Source organism: Trinickia symbiotica, from assembly GCF_002934455.1.
In the GTDB taxonomy this organism is placed as follows: domain Bacteria; phylum Pseudomonadota; class Gammaproteobacteria; order Burkholderiales; family Burkholderiaceae; genus Trinickia; species Trinickia symbiotica.
In genome coordinates this window covers 146526-163549 of sequence record NZ_PTIR01000017.1, presented here as the reverse complement: position 1 = coordinate 163549, position 17024 = coordinate 146526, and the positions used below count along the sequence as shown (strand labels likewise).

General features: G+C 60.2%; 14 protein-coding genes. 1 reads left to right on the top strand and 13 read right to left on the bottom strand.

Annotated features, from left to right (window positions below):
- Positions 1–85: 85 nt before the first annotated feature.
- From B0G57_RS22440 to B0G57_RS22405, 8 genes are all read right to left on the bottom strand, one after another.
- Positions 86–1606, bottom strand: a complete 1521-nt coding sequence (locus tag B0G57_RS22440) for an aldehyde dehydrogenase family protein (protein WP_018439696.1) — start codon at positions 1604–1606, stop codon at positions 86–88.
- 278 nt (positions 1607–1884) lie between these two features.
- Complete coding sequence (locus B0G57_RS22435; RefSeq protein WP_026229495.1) at positions 1885–2820, bottom strand: 3-hydroxyacyl-CoA dehydrogenase; 936 nt, start codon at positions 2818–2820, stop codon at positions 1885–1887.
- Between the two features lie 34 nt (positions 2821–2854).
- Positions 2855–3595, bottom strand: coding sequence for an SDR family NAD(P)-dependent oxidoreductase (locus B0G57_RS22430; protein ID WP_018439698.1), 741 nt, complete (start codon positions 3593–3595; stop codon positions 2855–2857).
- A 22-nt stretch (positions 3596–3617) separates the two neighbouring features.
- Entirely contained in the window at positions 3618–4388 is a 771-nt protein-coding gene (locus tag B0G57_RS22425; protein ID WP_018439699.1) for an SDR family NAD(P)-dependent oxidoreductase, read from the bottom strand.
- Between the two features lie 48 nt (positions 4389–4436).
- Positions 4437–6263: an NAD(P)/FAD-dependent oxidoreductase gene (locus B0G57_RS22420; RefSeq protein ID WP_020566081.1), complete on the bottom strand. Its 1827-nt coding sequence runs from the start codon at positions 6261–6263 to the stop codon at positions 4437–4439.
- A 36-nt stretch (positions 6264–6299) separates the two neighbouring features.
- Entirely contained in the window at positions 6300–7343 is a 1044-nt protein-coding gene (locus B0G57_RS22415; RefSeq protein WP_018439701.1) for an ABC transporter permease, read from the bottom strand.
- 53 nt (positions 7344–7396) lie between these two features.
- Positions 7397–8890, bottom strand: a complete 1494-nt coding sequence (locus B0G57_RS22410; RefSeq protein WP_018439702.1) for a sugar ABC transporter ATP-binding protein — start codon at positions 8888–8890, stop codon at positions 7397–7399.
- Positions 8887–10056, bottom strand: a complete 1170-nt coding sequence (locus B0G57_RS22405) for a sugar ABC transporter substrate-binding protein (protein WP_018439703.1) — start codon at positions 10054–10056, stop codon at positions 8887–8889. The genes B0G57_RS22410 and B0G57_RS22405 overlap by 4 nt, the downstream gene beginning before the upstream one ends.
- Before the next feature lie 496 nt (positions 10057–10552).
- On the opposite strand from B0G57_RS22405, the gene B0G57_RS22400 reads away from it, so the two are divergent.
- Positions 10553–11485, top strand: a complete 933-nt coding sequence (locus tag B0G57_RS22400) for a helix-turn-helix domain-containing protein (RefSeq protein ID WP_020566082.1) — start codon at positions 10553–10555, stop codon at positions 11483–11485.
- A 136-nt stretch (positions 11486–11621) separates the two neighbouring features.
- Here B0G57_RS22400 and B0G57_RS22395 read toward each other — a convergent pair whose 3' ends face one another.
- From B0G57_RS22395 to B0G57_RS22375, 5 genes are all read right to left on the bottom strand, one after another.
- Positions 11622–12380, bottom strand: a complete 759-nt coding sequence (locus B0G57_RS22395; RefSeq protein WP_026229497.1) for a lipoyl protein ligase domain-containing protein — start codon at positions 12378–12380, stop codon at positions 11622–11624.
- Between the two features lie 188 nt (positions 12381–12568).
- Positions 12569–13687 carry an acetoin dehydrogenase dihydrolipoyllysine-residue acetyltransferase subunit gene (locus tag B0G57_RS22390; protein WP_018439706.1) on the bottom strand — a complete coding sequence of 373 codons (1119 nt, stop codon included), beginning with the start codon at positions 13685–13687 and terminating at the stop codon, positions 12569–12571.
- Positions 13687–14703 carry an alpha-ketoacid dehydrogenase subunit beta gene (locus B0G57_RS22385; protein WP_020566083.1) on the bottom strand — a complete coding sequence of 339 codons (1017 nt, stop codon included), beginning with the start codon at positions 14701–14703 and terminating at the stop codon, positions 13687–13689. The genes B0G57_RS22390 and B0G57_RS22385 overlap by 1 nt, the downstream gene beginning before the upstream one ends.
- Before the next feature lie 48 nt (positions 14704–14751).
- The gene (locus B0G57_RS22380; protein ID WP_018439708.1) at positions 14752–15750 is read right to left on the bottom strand and encodes a thiamine pyrophosphate-dependent dehydrogenase E1 component subunit alpha; all 999 of its coding nucleotides are present in this window, start codon (positions 15748–15750) and stop codon (positions 14752–14754) included.
- Between the two features lie 14 nt (positions 15751–15764).
- A complete protein-coding gene (locus B0G57_RS22375; protein WP_018439709.1) occupies positions 15765–16865 on the bottom strand; it encodes an ATP-NAD kinase family protein in 1101 nt (366 codons plus the stop codon).
- Positions 16866–17024: the final 159 nt, after the last annotated feature.

Below are 17024 nucleotides of genomic sequence, written 5' to 3'. Positions count from 1 at the left end.
AGCCCCGACCCATTCATTAGGTATCGTCACTAAGGCCAAAACCAAACGCCATACGAGATTCAGGCCTCGTCCTTCCCTTCCTATCTCAATAGAGGCCGGTGGGATTTGGATCGTGGCTGACAATCACATTCTTGATGTTTTGGTAGTGATTCAACATCATCTTGTGATTCTCTCGTCCAATGCCCGATCTCTTGTAGCCGCCGAACGCTGAGTGAGCAGGATAAAGATGGTAGCAGTTGTTCCATACGCGTCCAGCCTGGATGCCCTTGCTCATACGGTGAGCAACCGAAATATCTCGCGTCCAGACAGCTGCAGCGAGGCCGTATTGCGTGTCGTTAGCGATATGCAACGCCTCTTCCTCGGTCTTGAAAGTTGTTACCCCTGCCACCGGACCAAAAATCTCCTCTTGGAAGATGCGCATATTGTTTTCGCCGCGGAACATCGTCGGCTCGATGTACCAGCCCCCTTTCAGGTCGCCCGGCAGGTCAGAAGTGCGACCGCCACTGAGACACGTTGCCCCCTCCTCAAAGCCGAGTTTGATGTAGGACATGATCTTATCAAACTGTTCCTTCGATGCTTGGGCGCCAATCATAGTGCCTATATCAAGCGGGTTACCAACCTTGATACCCTTCACACGCTTGATTGCACGTTCGATAAAGCGCTCGTAGATCGACTCTTGCACCAGGTACCGCGACGGACATGTACACGCCTCACCTTGATTGAGTGTAAACATCGCAAAGCTCTCGACTGCTTTCTCAAAAAGAGCATCGTCTTTTGCCGCTATGTCATCAAAATAGATACTGGGTGACTTTCCGCCTAGCTCCAAAGTCACAGGAATCAGATTCTCCGCTGCATAGCCCATGATGAGTTGCCCCGTCGTTGTCTCTCCCGTAAATGCAATCTTGGCGATACGGGGACTACTCGCGAGCGGCTTACCTGCTTCCAGTCCGAATCCGTTCACGACATTCAGAACCCCAGGCGGCAAGAGATCCTGGATCAGCTCTACTAGCACCAGAATCGAAGCTGGCGTCTGCTCCGCCGGCTTCAGGACGATACAGTTACCCGTGGCCAATGCGGGCGCGAGCTTCCAAGCCGCCATCAACAGCGGAAAATTCCAAGGAATGATTTGGCCGACTACCCCGAGCGGCTCTTTGTAGTGGTACGCGTACGTCGAGTTATCGATCTCCGAGATCGTCCCCTCTTCCGTGCGGATGCACGAGGCAAAGTAACGGAAGTGGTCGATAGCCATAGGGATGTCGCCGGACATCGACTCGCGCAAAGGCTTACCCTTTTCAATAGTCTCCGCTACTGCCAGTAGTCTGAGATTTGCTTCCATGCGGTCTGCAATTTTAAGCAAAAGGGACGCACGTTCCGTCGGCGATGTTTTTGCCCAACTAGCCTTTGCTGCGTGTGCGGCATCCAATGCCGCCTCGATGTCACTCGCGTTTGAACGCGGAACTTCGCAGAAAACCTCCCCGGTAATCGGAGTCGCGTTCTCGAAATACTGACCGGAGAGCGACCCTTGCCACCTTCCCCCAATGTAGTTTCCATAGCGTTTCTTGAATGGGTTCTGAACCCCAAGATTGGATGCATCGAGAAGCCTCATGGTGATCTCCTAATTGTTTAATCCACTTAAACACCAGTGTCGCCTGAATTTGGATCCCATCGGATCCGACTAGCCACGCTATTTACTCTTTTTAAGACGCAAAGCAATGGTTTGCTTCAGCTGTCACCAAAAGCGTACGTTCCGTCTATCGAACGTTCTAGGACTTTTCCGCCAATCGCATCGAACGGCAAAAGTGAGTGATTACCATTCCACGAGCAAAGCTTCGCTAAGGATCGATTCGGAAATTGCCCCCTCACACTTGGTCAGTCCGGCCGACCTTAGTCCATCAGTGAGCGCCGGTGCGCAAGCAGAGCCATCAGACGGCGATCGCGCCAGCGACTGCGTTCCTCGATATGATCCAGCGAGAGCACTCTGCGGCGCTCGGCATCGAGGTCCTCCATAGTCTCGGCCGGCCAGTCGAACGGCACGCGCGTCGCGGCGATATCGCGATAAGTGCCCCTGTAGCGCGACGCGTAATCGGCGACGCCACCCGGAGCGTTCAGATCGATGGTCTCGAACGGGCCCATAAAGCACCAGCGCATCGCCAGCCCGTCGCGCATCACGGTGTCGAGGTCGGCAGCAGTGGCATAGCCCTGTTTGTAGAGGCTCAGCGCTTCATCGAGCACAGCGCCTTGCAGACGGTTGAGCAGGAATCCCGCGATTTCGCGCCGGACAATCACAGGCTTTTGCCCCACCTGTTCGTAGAACGCAAGCGCCCGTTCCAGCGCCCCCGGCGAGGTCCACGGCGCGCCGCACAACTCCACAAGCGGCACGAGCGAAGGAGGATTCACCGGATGCCCGACGAAGCAGCGCGCGCGGCCCGGCAAACCCTCAGTAAACTTCGATACGGGCAAGCCCGAGGTCGAGCTGGCAAGTAGTGCGTCGGGCGGGGTCAGCCGATCCAGTTCTGCGAACAGCACACGCTTAGCCTCGACGACTTCGGCGATGTTCTCCTGCACAAACGCGGCGTCCCTGACTGTTTCTTCGAGCGTGCCGCATGCGGTGATGCGCGCGACGATCGCATCGACCGGTTCCTCGATGAGACCAAATGACGCAAGATCTTCGACGCTCTGGCGAATGGCGGGGAGCGCTCCCCTCAGCATCTCTGGCGAGGCATCGTGAATTCTCACAGTGGCGCCATTGCGCGCGAAGACGATTGCCCACGCGCGGCCGATACGCCCGGAGCCGATTACTGCTGTTTTCATTGTCTGCATGCGATCTAATCCTGACTATAGCGGGCACTCCCCATCACGATGCGATGTAGAGGCCACCATTGATATGAATGGTCTCGCCTGTCAGAAAGCCCGCTCCATCGCTGCACAGAAAAGAGACCACAGTAGCCACTTCGCGTGGCTCGCCCATGCGCTTGAGCAGCGTGTTGGCGAGCCACGTATCGCCATCGCTTTCCATGATTGCGCGAACCATCGGCGTATCGATGATCCCGGGTGATACGCAGTTCACGCGCGTACGCGGTGCAAGTTCTTTCGCGAGGCTACGTGCAAACGCGAGCACGCCGCCTTTGGCCGCGCCGTAATGCGAATGCCAGATGACGCCGGCGTGCCCCGCGAGCGATGCGACATGGACCATTGCGCTGCCCTCGCGCAGATAGGGCATAACAGCTCGAGAAATATAGAAAGTGCCGTCAAGATTGATAGCGATAATGCGGTGCCACTCCTCGTCCGTCATGTCGCGCGTGGGACTCTTCGGAAAGTGGCCCGCCGAGGTCACCAGGAAATCGATGCCGCCGAAGCGCTCATTGCAAAGCCGAGCAGCGGCGTCGGCCTCTGCGGATTGCGTCACGTCCACCTTCGCTACCGCGATGCGCTCGCCCGACGGATCGAGCTCCCGCGCGAAGTCTCGCAGCGCCTGCTCGTTGAGGTCGGTAAGCACCATGTTGGCACCGCAAGCATGGAACTCCACCGCGATGGCCCGAGAAATGCCGCCGTTGGCGCCGGTCATCACCAGCGCACGCCCGTTGAAGTCATACATTTTTCGTCTCCATACTTATTGTTCACCACGACGTATAGCCGCCGTCTACCGTGAGGATAGTGCCAGTGCAATAGCTCGCTGCATCGCTCGCGAGGAACAGCACCGCGCTTGCGATCTCGTGCGTGTGGGCCAGGCGGCCCATCGGCGTCATCTCTTCCCAGCAAGCGAGCCAGTCCGGATTGCTGTCGCGCAATGGCCGTGTCATCTCTGTCTCGACGTAACCCGGTGCGACCGCGTTCACGCGCACGCCGGTCTTCGCCAGCGCGCAAGCCATCGCTTTCGTCGTCATGTGCATCGCGCCCTTGCTCGCCATGTACGGAATCGGGTTGTGCGGCTTGGTCACAACGTACCCACACATCGAGCCGATATTCACGATGCTGCCGGCGCCGCGCTTCGCCATGTGGCGGCCGAATTCGCGGCCGCACCAGAAGGCGGCGTCGGAGTTGACTTGCATTGTGCGGGTCCAGACGTCGTCAGGCGTGTCGAGGAAATCGGTAACGATCGCTATGCCCGCGTTGTTGACGAGAATATCTACCGCGCATTCTTCGTTCAGCTCGCGCGCCAGCTCGGCTACGGCGTCCGGTTGCGTAACGTCGATCTGACGCGCCATGGCGTCAATGCCGAGGCTCTTGAGCCTATCCTCGGCGGCACACCCCGTATCGCGATCCAGCTCGGCGATGACGACACTCGCACCCGCCTCGCCCACCGCCTTGGAAATCTCGAGCCCGATACCGCGTCCCCCGCCGGTCACAACAGCGCGTCGACCGTCCAAGCGAAACTTTTCCAAATACATGATTCCTTCTCCTATCGTCTTTACGATCGCGAGTTTCGCTGGCCCTCCTCACGAGAGATGATGGACGTCCTCGATGCCGTACACGGGCGTGTCGATGCCCTCCATCCGCGCTTTGAGCTGAATGGCGAGATACTTCGAGTAATGTCGTGACTGATGCAGATTGCCGCCGTGGAACCAGAGCGCTTCTTGCTTTGTCGGCTTCCACATGTTGCGCAACTCGCCCTCCCACGGCCCAGGATCGCGAATGGTGTCGGAGCCGAGCCCCCACACTTTGCCAACCTTGTCCGCCACCTCCTGCGAAATGATTTCGGCCGCCCAAGCGTTCATGGATCCGTAACCGGTCGCGTAGACGATCAGGTCCGCGCATAGTTCGCTGCCGTCGCTGAATACCACCGAATGCGCTTTGATCTGCGTGATGCTTACGCCAGACTTGAGCTTGATCTCTCCGTTGGCGATCAGTTGCGACGCGCCGACGTCGATGTAGTAGCCCGAACCGCGCCGCAGATACTTCATGAACAGGCCAGAATCATCTTCGCCGTAATCGAGCATGAAGCCAGCATCTTCGAGCGAGCGATAAAACGCCTCGTCTTCCTCGCGGATGCGCTGCATCAGCGGTTTGTGCATTTCGCCAAGCAGCCGATACGGAATCGAAGCGAAAATCAGATCGGCCTTTTCGACATCGACGCCACGCTGCACCGCGCTTTCCGAATAAAGCGGCTCCAATGCGTGCTTCATCTGCGTGGCCGAGCGGACCACCAGCGTGCTGGAGCGCTGCACCATCGTGACATCTGCGCCCTCTTCCCAGAGGGCAGCACAAATGTCGTGCGACGAGTTGTTGGAGCCCACCACGATCACCTTCTTGCCATGCCACCCTTCCGGCCCGGCATGCTGCGACGAATGCTGCTGCACGCCTTTGAACAAGTCCTGCCCCGGATAAACCGGTACGTTCGGCTTGCCAGATACACCCGTCGCGAGCACTAACTGCTTCGGATGCAGCATGATCGCTTCGCCTTTCCGCTCCACGACGACAGTCCATTCCTGCTTGGCCTCATCGTAGGCCGCCGAGCGCGCCGTCGTTGAACCCCAGAAGTTCAGCTCCATTACGTTCGCGTACATCTCGAGGAAGTCGGCGATCTTGTCCTTCGGAGAGAACACCGGCCACGTCTTTGGAAACTCGATGTACGGCAAATGGTCGTACCACACTGGATCGTGCAGGCAGAGCGACTTGTAGCGCTTTCTCCACGAATCGCCTGGCTTTTCGTTGCGCTCGACGATGAGCGTCGGCACGCCGAGGTGACGCAACCGTGCCGCGAGCGCGATGCCGCCCTGACCGCCACCGATGATCAGCGTGTACGGCTGTGTTGAAATTCCGAGCTCGTCGACTTCCTTCTGTCGTTTCTCGCGCCACGTCTGCCGATCCTCGCGCGCGCCGTGCTCCGCTCCGATCGGTCGGCGCGCGCCCGATGCTTCCTCGTGCCCCTTCAGTTCGTTGACGAGAGTGAGCAGCGTCCAGGCCTTTCCGTCTTTTAGCCGCACGTGGCCGATGCAGCGCGCCACCGGCGTCTCAAACGTGAGCCATGAGTCGATTACGCCGCCCGTGTCGACGGGGTCCTCACTCGCGGCGAAGCGGTAAGGCTGCGCCGTGCCGAGCGTCGCGGTAAGCATGTGCTCGATGGCCGGCCTTCCTTCGACTGTCTTGATGTTCCACGTGAGCGCGAGCATGTCGCGCCAGAAACCATGCTCGGTGAAGAGCCCCGCGACCTTGGCAGCATTACCGCTGGCAAGTGCATCGTTGAATTCGGCAAGCCACGCGCTCAGCTCGATGCGGGCTCGTTCGAGCGACGTCGCACGTTCGAAGTCGGTTACTGCATTCATATCATCTCCGTTGCTCATGGATGTCGGAAAATGGTTTCAGCCAGCGACCGGGTTCTCTGCATCGCTGACAGTGGATCGCTCAAGCGGCGCCACATTTTGCTGATCGCCCGCTCTCGCGAGGGCGAGGCGTCGGTTGCGGCGCAGGATCAACACGCGCGCAAGCGTCACCGCGCCCACCAGCACGACGCCGTTGAAGACCGGCTGGACGTAGGAATCCGCGCCGAGCATAAAGAGACCTGTCGTGCCAGTGCCGACGAGATAGACCGCGAGAAACGCGCCCCAGATGTTGTAGAAGCCGAGCCGGAACGAGGTTGCGCTCAAAAAGGCCGCTGCGAACGCGGGCAACAGAAACGCCTGCGCGGCGGTTGGGTGTCCGGCGCCGAGCCTTGCCACCTGAACGAATCCCGCCAACGACGCAAGCGTACTCGACACGACGAACGACATAGCGATGTAGCGAGAAAGATTCACCCCGATGAGCTTCGCCGCGTCGGGGCCCCCGCCGACCGCATAAAGGCGCCGTCCGGCCGGGCGATAAGTGAGCACGAACCACATTACTGCCGCAATCGCCAGTGCATAGAGAAACGGCAGCGGCACGAAGCCCAATAGCCGCGTTTGCCCGAGCGCGAGGAAATTAGGCGGAATGCCTTTGTAGATCACTTGTCCACCGGAATATACGAGCACGATGCCAGAAAGCACGCTACCCACACCGAGGCTCACGACCAGCGAATTGAGTTGAAGGTAGCCGACTAGCACGCCCATCAAGAGACCGATCAGCGCGCCGATTGCGAGCACCGCGACCAGCACGAGCGGCCATGGCCACTGATTATTCGATTGTAGCCCCGCCGTGAGCATCACGCCGAGACTCGCGATAAAGCCCGGCGCGACATCGAACTGTCCGACGATCATCGGCACCATCACGCCCACGGCGATGAGGCTGAGTACTGCGCCGTCGCTCATGATGGAGCCGGCGTTTTCCAGCGTGGCGAACGAATCGGGCCGGATGAGAGAAAAGAAGCCGATCAGCATGAGAAGCGCGATCAGCAGGCTAAAGCGGCTGAGAAAATGATTGATGCGACGCATGTTGACTTCCTGTCAGCAATGAAAACTTATCTCGTGAACCGCGCGGCAGTGTTTTAACGCTTGTACACAGCGCGATTGATCGTTTCGTGCGTAAGCTCCGCACCGTGGTATTCGCCGACCACCTGACCGTCGCACATGACGATGATCCGATCGCAGAAATCGACAAGGATGTCGAGATCCGAATCGAACACAAGCGCACCGATTTTTCGGGTCTCCACGACGCCCCGAATTGTGTTGAATATCTCAGTGCGTGCGCCGATGTCGATTCCCTGCGTGGGCTCATCCAGAATCAGCAGTTGCACTTCCCGACGCAACCACTTGCCAAGCGATACTTTCTGCTGATTACCACCTGAGAGATTTTCGATGGGCGTGCCGGCGCTTTCGGTCTTCACCTTCATGCTGCGCACGACCTCGTCCGCCGCGCGCCGCTCCCGTGCAGGCACGATACCGATGCGGCTCATTAGCTGGCCGAAGTCCGCCAGCACCGAGTTCTCCGCGACGCTCAAGCCGTGAAACACGCCGCTGCGGCGCTCCTGCGGCACATACGCGAGGCCCATATCGACGAGCGCTCGTGTCGAAAGATTCGTGATGTCGGCATGGCGCAGGCGGATGCTTCCGGCCCGTGCCTTTTGCAATCCAAAGATCAGCCGACCCAATTCCGAACGTCCGGATCCGACGAGTCCCGCGACACCGACGATCTCGCCGCGCCCGACATTCAGATCGACACCACGAAGCCGGATGCCCGACAGGCCACGTACCGTCAGCAGCGGCTCAATCCCGCGCGCCGCCGTCGCCAAACGGGCCGCGGGCGGTCTGATTGCTTTATTGACGATCAACCCGACGAGCTTTTCCTTGTCGATGGTAGAAGTCGGTCCATGGAACACCATCGCACCATCACGCAATACGGACACTTCATCTGCGACTTGCATCACTTCTTCGAGCCGATGTGTGATGTAGAGAATTGCGACGCCGCGCGCCTTCACGCGTCGCACCATCTGCAATAGATGATCGACTTCGGAGACGGGCAGGCGCGCCGTCGGCTCGTCCAAGACCAACACCCCACCGCTTTCCGGCAGGCTGTTGAGCGCGCGCGCGATGGCGATCATCGACTGATGCGCGGGGCCGAGCGACCCTACCGCCTCACTCGCGAGGGTGGCAATGCCGTAATCGTCGAGCAACTTCTGCGCACGGCGATGCTGCTCGCGCCAGTTGATCGCGCCCCGGCGTATCGTGAAGCCACAGGCGAGGCCCAGGTTCTCGGCAACTGACAGCGAGGGTACGAGCCCCAGGTCCTGATGCACGAATGCGATGCGCTCGCGCGCCCCGTGCCCGGTCGGCGAAATCTCGCCGCTGTCCGGTTCGTGATAGCCCGAGAGAATCTTGACGAGGGTAGACTTGCCGCATCCATTCGCGCCCAGCAGCGCATGCACGCGGCCCGCGCGAAAGTCGATGCTCACGTCCTTCAGGGCGCGAGTGGCGCCGAACGATTTATTCAGGCCGCGAATCCGGACGCGCACTTGCTGGTCATCATCGAGAACGTCGCTCATTTCTGCACTCCCCACAGCTTGCGATAAGCCGCCCGGAAGTCGTAGCCGCCCTGCCAGCCGTGTGACATCTCGTAGTCGCTGAGCGTACTGATATTGGTCTTGTCGAACAGCCGCACCGGAATGCCCTGATTGACGGTGGGCTGGCCCCGCATCAACCGGTCCAGGTTGTCGATCACTGCGTACGCATCCCATTCGCGCGGATCGGCCGCGCACACCGCTTCGACTTGCCCGTCCTTGATGAGTTGAAGACTCTCGGCATTGCAGTCAAAGCCCGCGCCGCGCATCTTCGACGACAGCCCCGAGGCGATCAGCGCGCGCGACACTCGGCTCATGCAAGCATCGAAGCACCACCCCCAGTTGATCTTCGGATTCGCCTGCAACGCCGCCGTGGCGATCGAACCGGGCTGCGTGTCGATGTTCGCCATCGGCCATTCCTTGACTGTGACCTTGCAGTTCTTGCATTTTTTCGGGTCGGTCAGGACATTCTTCGTGCCAACCCACTGACCGTTGCGCGTGACATAGAGATCGGTATTGAGCAGAATCAGCGCGTTCACGTTGCCGTTCGACTTCCAGATCATGTAGTTCGCCAGCGCCTCGCCGTGCCTGGCGTAATCCCACGACACATCCGGTATCGTGTCCGGCGTGTTCTTCAATGTGCCGAGCGTGATCAGCGGAATCTTCGCTTTGACTGCACGCGCCACACCATCCGAGACGGTCGTCGTATCGACGAATTCGAGCACGATGCCGTCGTACTTCGCATCGATCGCTGAATTCAGCGCCTTGTTCTGCTCCTGCGGATCGCCCCGCCCATCGAGCACGTTGACCTGCCAGCCCAGCGCCTTGCCCGCCTCGACCATGGCGCGCGAAGCGCGCGCCGCACCATCGGCTGCCTCGCAGCACGACACGACCGCGATGCGCTTGCCGGCAAGCGGCTTCGGACTCGATGACGGGCCTCGCCATTCGATCTTCGCGGTCATCACCTGCTCGGCGGCCATCTTCGCCGCCGACGCTTCCGGCGTCAGCGCGGCATCGGCCGCGACCGCATGCACCACCGGAATCAGCGCGGCGAACAACGTCGCCGCGCCCCACGCGTGCTTCAACGTCACGGCACAGCGCGTCCGAGCGCTTTGACTCCAGCCGCGCATCGTCATCAAGATTGCCTTCATGTTTGTCTCCGTCAATTTATGATCGTCGCAACGCCTCTGAGAGCACGTGACGATTGTTTTATGCACATTTGTAATAACCGGGTTTTGCTTAACTGCTTCGCTTCTGACGATCCTCAAGGGCGCCCCCCACTCGTCTTAAGCTTTTGCTACACAATTTCGCCACAGCAACGCATCGGCAACGTCCGAGTCATTGCAGCTAATCTGGCACCAAGCCTACTTAGGCCATTTCCAATCGACTAGGACTTTTGCGCCATCCTTGTGACCACAGAATCGATCAATCCAGCCGCAGCCGCTGCGTCTTACGCAGCGGGTCTCTCGGTACTATCCCCGAGAGGGGAAGGACCAATGGTTGATGGATAATAGTTTTGCTAGCGTTCATTCCGAATTGGAAAAATTGATTAGCGCTTTTGCCCTTTACATCCCCGTTCGCCGCTCCTAGTACGCCGCTCGCGGTGCATCAGGTCGGAGGCCGCGAAAGCTAGGAGGAATAGGAATCATGCAATTCGAAGCGTGGAATGCCGCGCTGCGTCACAACTGTGGTCATTTTTTCGCGGTACCGCGCAGGGGGCAAAAGGCCATCGAAGGCCACTTTTGCCCGCATGACGTGGCTGGGTTCAGCATCGTAGACATCGCCTGCAACATCGAGGGGATCGATCGTCCCATCGAGGGCGTTCGTAGAGATGGGAGAGAGTATCTTTTTCTCCTCGCGCCAATCTCCGGCCAGATGCAAATGGAGCAAGACGGCGAGCGAAACGTCTTGAAGCCCGGGGAGCTCTATCTTCTTGATTCAACGCTTCCAGCGAGTATTGGCTTTGGCAACGCCTTTTGTCGCTACATTGCCGTGCATATTCCTCGTGCGCTGCTGCTACTGGACGCGCCTGCAGGGCCTATCGGCGGCTCGCCGAATTTCGCCGACCGAACCGCTCTCCTGCGCTTGTATCGTTATGTGATGACCTTGAGCGATATGAAGCGAGGTGGTGACGCAAACCTCCTGCTTGGACTCACTCGAGCAACGTTTTCCCGCAACGACGCCTCTCGCCCCGCGCACGCGATGCGGACGCAACAATCGCGCTTCGCGTTGGCCGTCCGAGAAATTGAAAGCTTCTTGAACTCTGATGAGCTTTCGCTTCCCTGGCTAGCTCAACGCCTCGGCATATCGACGCGTCAGCTCGACCGGGATTTCGAAGCACACGGGACCAGTTTTATCCAGACGCTCCGCACCAAGCGCTTAAAGCTCGCCGCAGAGTATATGGATGTTGCGGCTCGTTCTCGTCGTGCTATCAGGATCAGTGACCTAGCTCAAGATTCCGGCTTTCGAGACTTGTCGAATTTTAATCGCGCTTTCAAGGCCGAGTTCGGCGTTACGCCAGGAGATTATCTTCGCGGAGGCTGTCAAAACGTACTGCAAGAGGCGGCACATTCTCTCTAAAATTTTGTCTCGGAAGAAACTTTAAGAATCCGTAATGTGCTCTGATCGAGCTTACCCAGAGCGACGTGGGAGTGCATTGCTGTCTAAGTAACGGCCAGCGAAACAGAGCAACTCGTTGCGATGAGCCGCTCTCGTTTCAAACAGCATTATCGACAGGCGCACTCGAAACGAGCGCCCTCGCGCGCAGCGCCGACGTAACAGAGTCGATGAGTCCATCTGGCGGTGCAACACCGATTCGGGAAAGTGCCTGCTGCACGCTGATCACACGTTCGGCGTCGTAGGACCTTCCGCTTTCGATAGCCCGCTCGAAAGCATTGGCGAGCCGGTTGATCTCCTCTGGATCAGCACTGACCAGCAGCACCGCATGAGCTAACACTGCATGCAGCGGGGCGTGCGATCCGCGCGCGTCCGATCGCACGGCACGCCAGTATTGCGCGGTACCAGCGATCTTTCGTGCATCGCCCCGAGGTCCCCACGCAAGATTGAAGCGTCCGTCGCAGAAGGAGCCTTCCACCGGCTGCCAATGAGTTTGAAGCCCGAATGTGCCCAGCGCCTCGCGCAGGATCTCACACAGATGCCTATAGACCACCTCAGAAAATGCGCCCACGGTGCCCCGCACCGGATAGGCCAAGCTTAGGTTGACTATGCCCGGCCCCTGCGGCACCAGCCCACCGCCAGACATGCGCAAAAATACCGGGCAGCCGCGCCGTGCGAAATCAGCTCGAGCGCTTTCCAGGGTAGCGAAGCGTCGGTAACTACGCGGCACCACCAACGACATCGGCGCCTGCCACAGATGCGCGACGCACTTGCCCGCAGCGGCCAGCGACAGCAGCGATATCTCCGCCGCGAGGGGATCGGCGGAATCTGCATCGACGTCGATGATGTGAAATGGCATATGCACGTGAAGCGGCTTGGGAAGAGAGGAACCGGATCGACGCTTAGCAACGTAGTGGAAAGCGGCGCCGCCGTTCGCGTTGACCGATTGACTTGTGACCAGCGTCAATGACTTGCACCTACTCGTTTGTCGTGCGAGTAAAACTCGCCGCGGCGCCCGCCGCGGCGGTGCGGTCTGCTGCTCGAGCGTCAGCCTGCGGACAAATGCCGTTGCAATGCGGCGTTCACCTCGCCGGCCTTTTCAAGCATGGCCATATGGCCAGTGGCGTCGAACAGGACCACCTGTGCGCCAGGCGGTGCGTTGGCCGCCTGGTCTGCGGGAATGACGCGATCGTCCTTGCCCCAGAAGACAACTGTGGGCTTGCCGAATGTCCGCAGATCGCCGACCAGAACGGCCGACTGCTTGCCGTCCTTGAACAACGCGGCGCCCAATTCGGCCAGCAACGGCTCGACCCCGTCCATGCGTTTGAACTTGAGCATGTCATCGATCATGTGGCGACTCACCAACCCCGGATCGGCGAACAGTTGTTCCAGCACCGGCTTGAGGTCGCGGCGAGACTGAGCCTTGACGAAGCCGTCGGTATAACCCGTATTGATGGCAACGTCGAAACCGGCCGGGCTGACCAAGGCCAGGCTGGCGACGCGTGCTGGCGCGTCGAACGCCATCTGGAGGGCGATTGCGCCGCCCATCGAATGCCCCACCAGATGAACCGGTCCGCTCTCGCCCACAGCATCCAAGAACTTCAACACGAAGTCGGCCAGCGCCGCGATGGACGTGCCAGGCAGCTTGGGCTGGCTTTGTCCGTGCGCCGGCAGGTCCAACGCGATCACCGGGTGTTGCTCCGCCACTGCGTCGAGATTGAACAGCCAGTTGTTCAGGTCGCCACCGAAGCCGTGGATGAACAATACGGGCCGGCCCTCGTCCGGTCCGCGCCGCGCGTAACGCACGCGGATACCATCGACGTTGGCATAGTCGAACGTCGGACCCGCCTTCTCGTCTTCGCTGTCGATCGCCGGCACCTCGAACGCGGCGATGTAAGCTTCAATCTCGGCATCGCTGACATCCGTCTCTGCCAGCACGCCCAGCAACGCCTTGACGGGCAGTGTCTCGCCGCTCTGCGCGACAATTCGGCGCAGCAGTCCGGGATCCGAGGCTTCCACCGCGTTGGAAATTTTATCGGTATCCACATCGACCAGCGCCTGCCCGACTTCGATGCGCTCGCCTTCCCGAACCAGCCAATCCTGCACCGTGCCTTCGGACATCTCCAGCCCCCACTTGGGCATCACAATCGGGATAATGTCGGCCATCAGTGCTGCCCTCCGTTCATCGTGCGGCGCGCTGCTTCCGCGATCTGTCCGGCGCTGGGGATGTACAGGTCTTCTAGCGTGGGCGAGAACGGCACCGGCGTATGCGGCGGGCAAACCATCTCGATGGCCGCCTTCAGGGCACCGAACGCGCGCTGAGCCACCTGCGCCGAGATATCGGTGGCGATGTTGCAGCGTGGGCTGGCCTCGTCCACCACCACCAAGCGGCCAGTGTTCTCGACCGTTTCCAGCACCGTGTCGATATCCAGCGGCGACAGCGTGCGCAGATCGACTATCTCGGCCTCGATGCCCTCCTTGGCGAGCGCCGCGGCCGCCTCCAATGCCCGATGAACCATCAGGCCGTAAGTGACGATCGATACGTGTTTGCCGTCGCGCACGATGTTGGCCTCGCCAAACGGAATCGTGTACGAGTTCTCCGGCACCTCGCCTTCGAGGCCGTACAGGTTCTTGTGCTCGCAAAAAATCACCGGGTCGTTGTCGCGGATGGCCTGGATCAGCAGCCCCTTGGTGTCATAAGGCGTGGACGGGCACACCACCTTGAGGCCGGGAATGTGGGTAAACAACGGTGTCAGCATCTGGCTGTGCTGAGCGGCGGCCCGAAAGCCGGCGCCGACCATCGCGCGGATCACCACTGGCGTTTCGGCCTTGCCGCCGAACATGTAGCGAAACTTCGCAGCCTGGTTATAGATCTGGTCAAAACACACGCCCATGAAGTCGATGAACATCAACTCGGCAATCGGCCGCATGCCACACGCGGCTGCACCAATGGCCGCCCCGACGTAGGCTGACTCGGACAACGGCGTGTCAAGCAGTCGATCGCCGTGCTTGGCATACAAGCCTTTGGTCACGCCGAGCGCACCACCCCACGCGTCTTTTTCGCCGTTTGCGCCGGCACCGCCGACGATATCCTCGCCCAACATGATCACGCTCGGATCACGGCTCATTTCCTGATCGATCGCTTCATTGATCGCCAGCTTCATACTCAATTTGCGGGCCATGGTTAAGTCTCCTGATTTGATTATTGGATCGTTCGTCGCAAAATGATTTCAATAGCTGACGTAGACGTCCGTGAGCAGGTCTTCAGGGCCCGGCAGCGGCGCCGCCTTGGCCTCCTGCACTGCATGCTCGATCAACCCCAAGACTTCATGGTCGATTGCGTCCAGCTCATCGCGCGAAATGAGCTCTGCACGCGTCACTGCGTGCGTGAACTTCTTGATGCAATCCTTGTTGGCGCGAATGTCGTCGAGTTCGCCGGGCGCACGGTAAGTCTGCGCATCGCCTTCGAAGTGGCCATAGAAGCGCACCATTTTGCATTCGAGCAACGACGGCCCGCCGCCCTCGCGTGCGCGCCGGATGACTTCGCCCGCAGCCTCATGGACGGCGAAGAAGTCGGTGCCGTCCACTGTCACGCCAGGGATACCGAAGCCGGCGGCGCGATCGACATAGCTATCCACGGCGGTGCCATATTCGCGCGCGGTCGATTCGGCATAGCCGTTGTTCTCGATCACGAAGATCACCGGCAAATTCCAGACTGCCGCCAAGTTCAGGCTTTCGAGAAAGGTGCCCTGGTTCGACGCGCCGTCGCCGCAGAAGGTGATGCCGACCTCGCCTTTGCCGCGAAACTTGGCAGCCAGTGCCGCGCCACAGATCAGTGGCGCACCGGCTCCGAGAATGCCGTTAGCCCCCATCATTCCCTTGGACAGGTCGGCTATATGCATTGAGCCGCCCTTGCCATTGCAGGAGCCGCCCTTGCGGCCATAAATCTCCTTCATCATCGCCACCGGATCCACGCCTTTGGCGATGCAATGACCATGTCCACGGTGCGTGCTCGCGATACGGTCGCCGTCATTCAAGTGATGCAGGATGCCGACCCCCGCCGCTTCCTCGCCAGCATAGAGGTGGACGAAGCCGGGAATGTCCCCGCGGCCGAAGTCGACGTGCAGTCGCTCTTCGAATTCACGGATCGTCCGCATCTTGCGATAGACCGCGAGCAGTGTTTCCTTGTCGAGCGGTAGCCGAACCTGCGCTGCGATGTCTGCTTCCACGTTTGTCTCCTTTTTCAGGTTTGAGTGGTAGGGGCGTCGAACTGGGGATTGGGCAGGCGTGCACCTGCACCGCTGCGCATCAGCTGCGCGCCCGCCGCATAGCGCATGCAGGCGGCCACGTCGATGCTGCGAAAGGCCTTCTCGTGCAAGGTGACGACGACTTCGTCGTGCGGGCCGAAAGCCAGCTCGCGCTCGCCGTCGAGCGCGACGATGCCGGCGTGCTGTTGCACGCGATGCGGCACGGCATGCTCAAGGCGCTGCCAGTTAGCGATCGGCACCGGTTGCATCAGGCCGGGCGCGATCGGCGCAATCAGCTCGAACGCGCAACGGCCGGGCCGACCCAGTTCGATCGCCAGACCGCCGCGTTCATGTCGGCCGACCGGTTCCAGCAGGCCCGCGATGGCAGATAGGCCAATCGCCTGCGGACTGGCGTATGACACGTAGACTGCTGCCAGCGTGTCGGTTTTCCATACGGCGCGCGCGCCGATGTATTGCTCGCGAGAGATGACGGCGTCCACTAGAGCGATATCGCGCCGCACCGCTCCGTTCGGCTCGCGAATCGTCACTTCCAGGCGCTTGTTATTCGCGAGCGCGCACCATGCCGGAATGCGGCCGGTTGCAAACAAGCCGGTCGCCAGTCCGGTGATCGTGGGCTCGCGCATTTCGGGAAAGGCATTGTTGGTGCCGGTGGAAAGCCCGACGATCGGTACCTTGCCGCACTCGCGGACAACCGCACGATGCGTCCCATCACCGCCGAGCACCACGATGGCGGCTAGGCCAGCCTCGCGCATCATTTTTGCGGCGCGCAGCGTATCGTCCACGCTACCGGTGACCGGCATGTCCAGGAAATCAACTGCCGTCAGCGCGGCGCCGGGCCCTTGCGGGCGTGCCAGATGCCGCTGCAGCATCACCCGCAGCCCCTCGCGGTCCGGCATCATCAGGATGCGGCTAACGCCGCCTGCGGCCAAGGCGGCCAGTAGGCGCAGGACGATATTCACGCGGTCTGCCAACTGAAGGCTGTTCGCGTTGGCGATCACGCGGCGGATATCGCGTGCCGAAACCGGATTGGCGATGATGCCGACTAACGGCGCGCGGACTGAGGAGGGCTCGCGCACGTCAGCCTCCTAGTGTCCGCCGCCACGCGGGCGGAGCGATGAAGGCGGGCTCGTGCAGAAGCTGCTCGCGGCGCCATCGGGCAACGGTACAGGTCGGCATACGATTGCGGCTCACCATGTCAGACGGTGCCTCTAGTATATGTTCCGGGGTATCTGCTT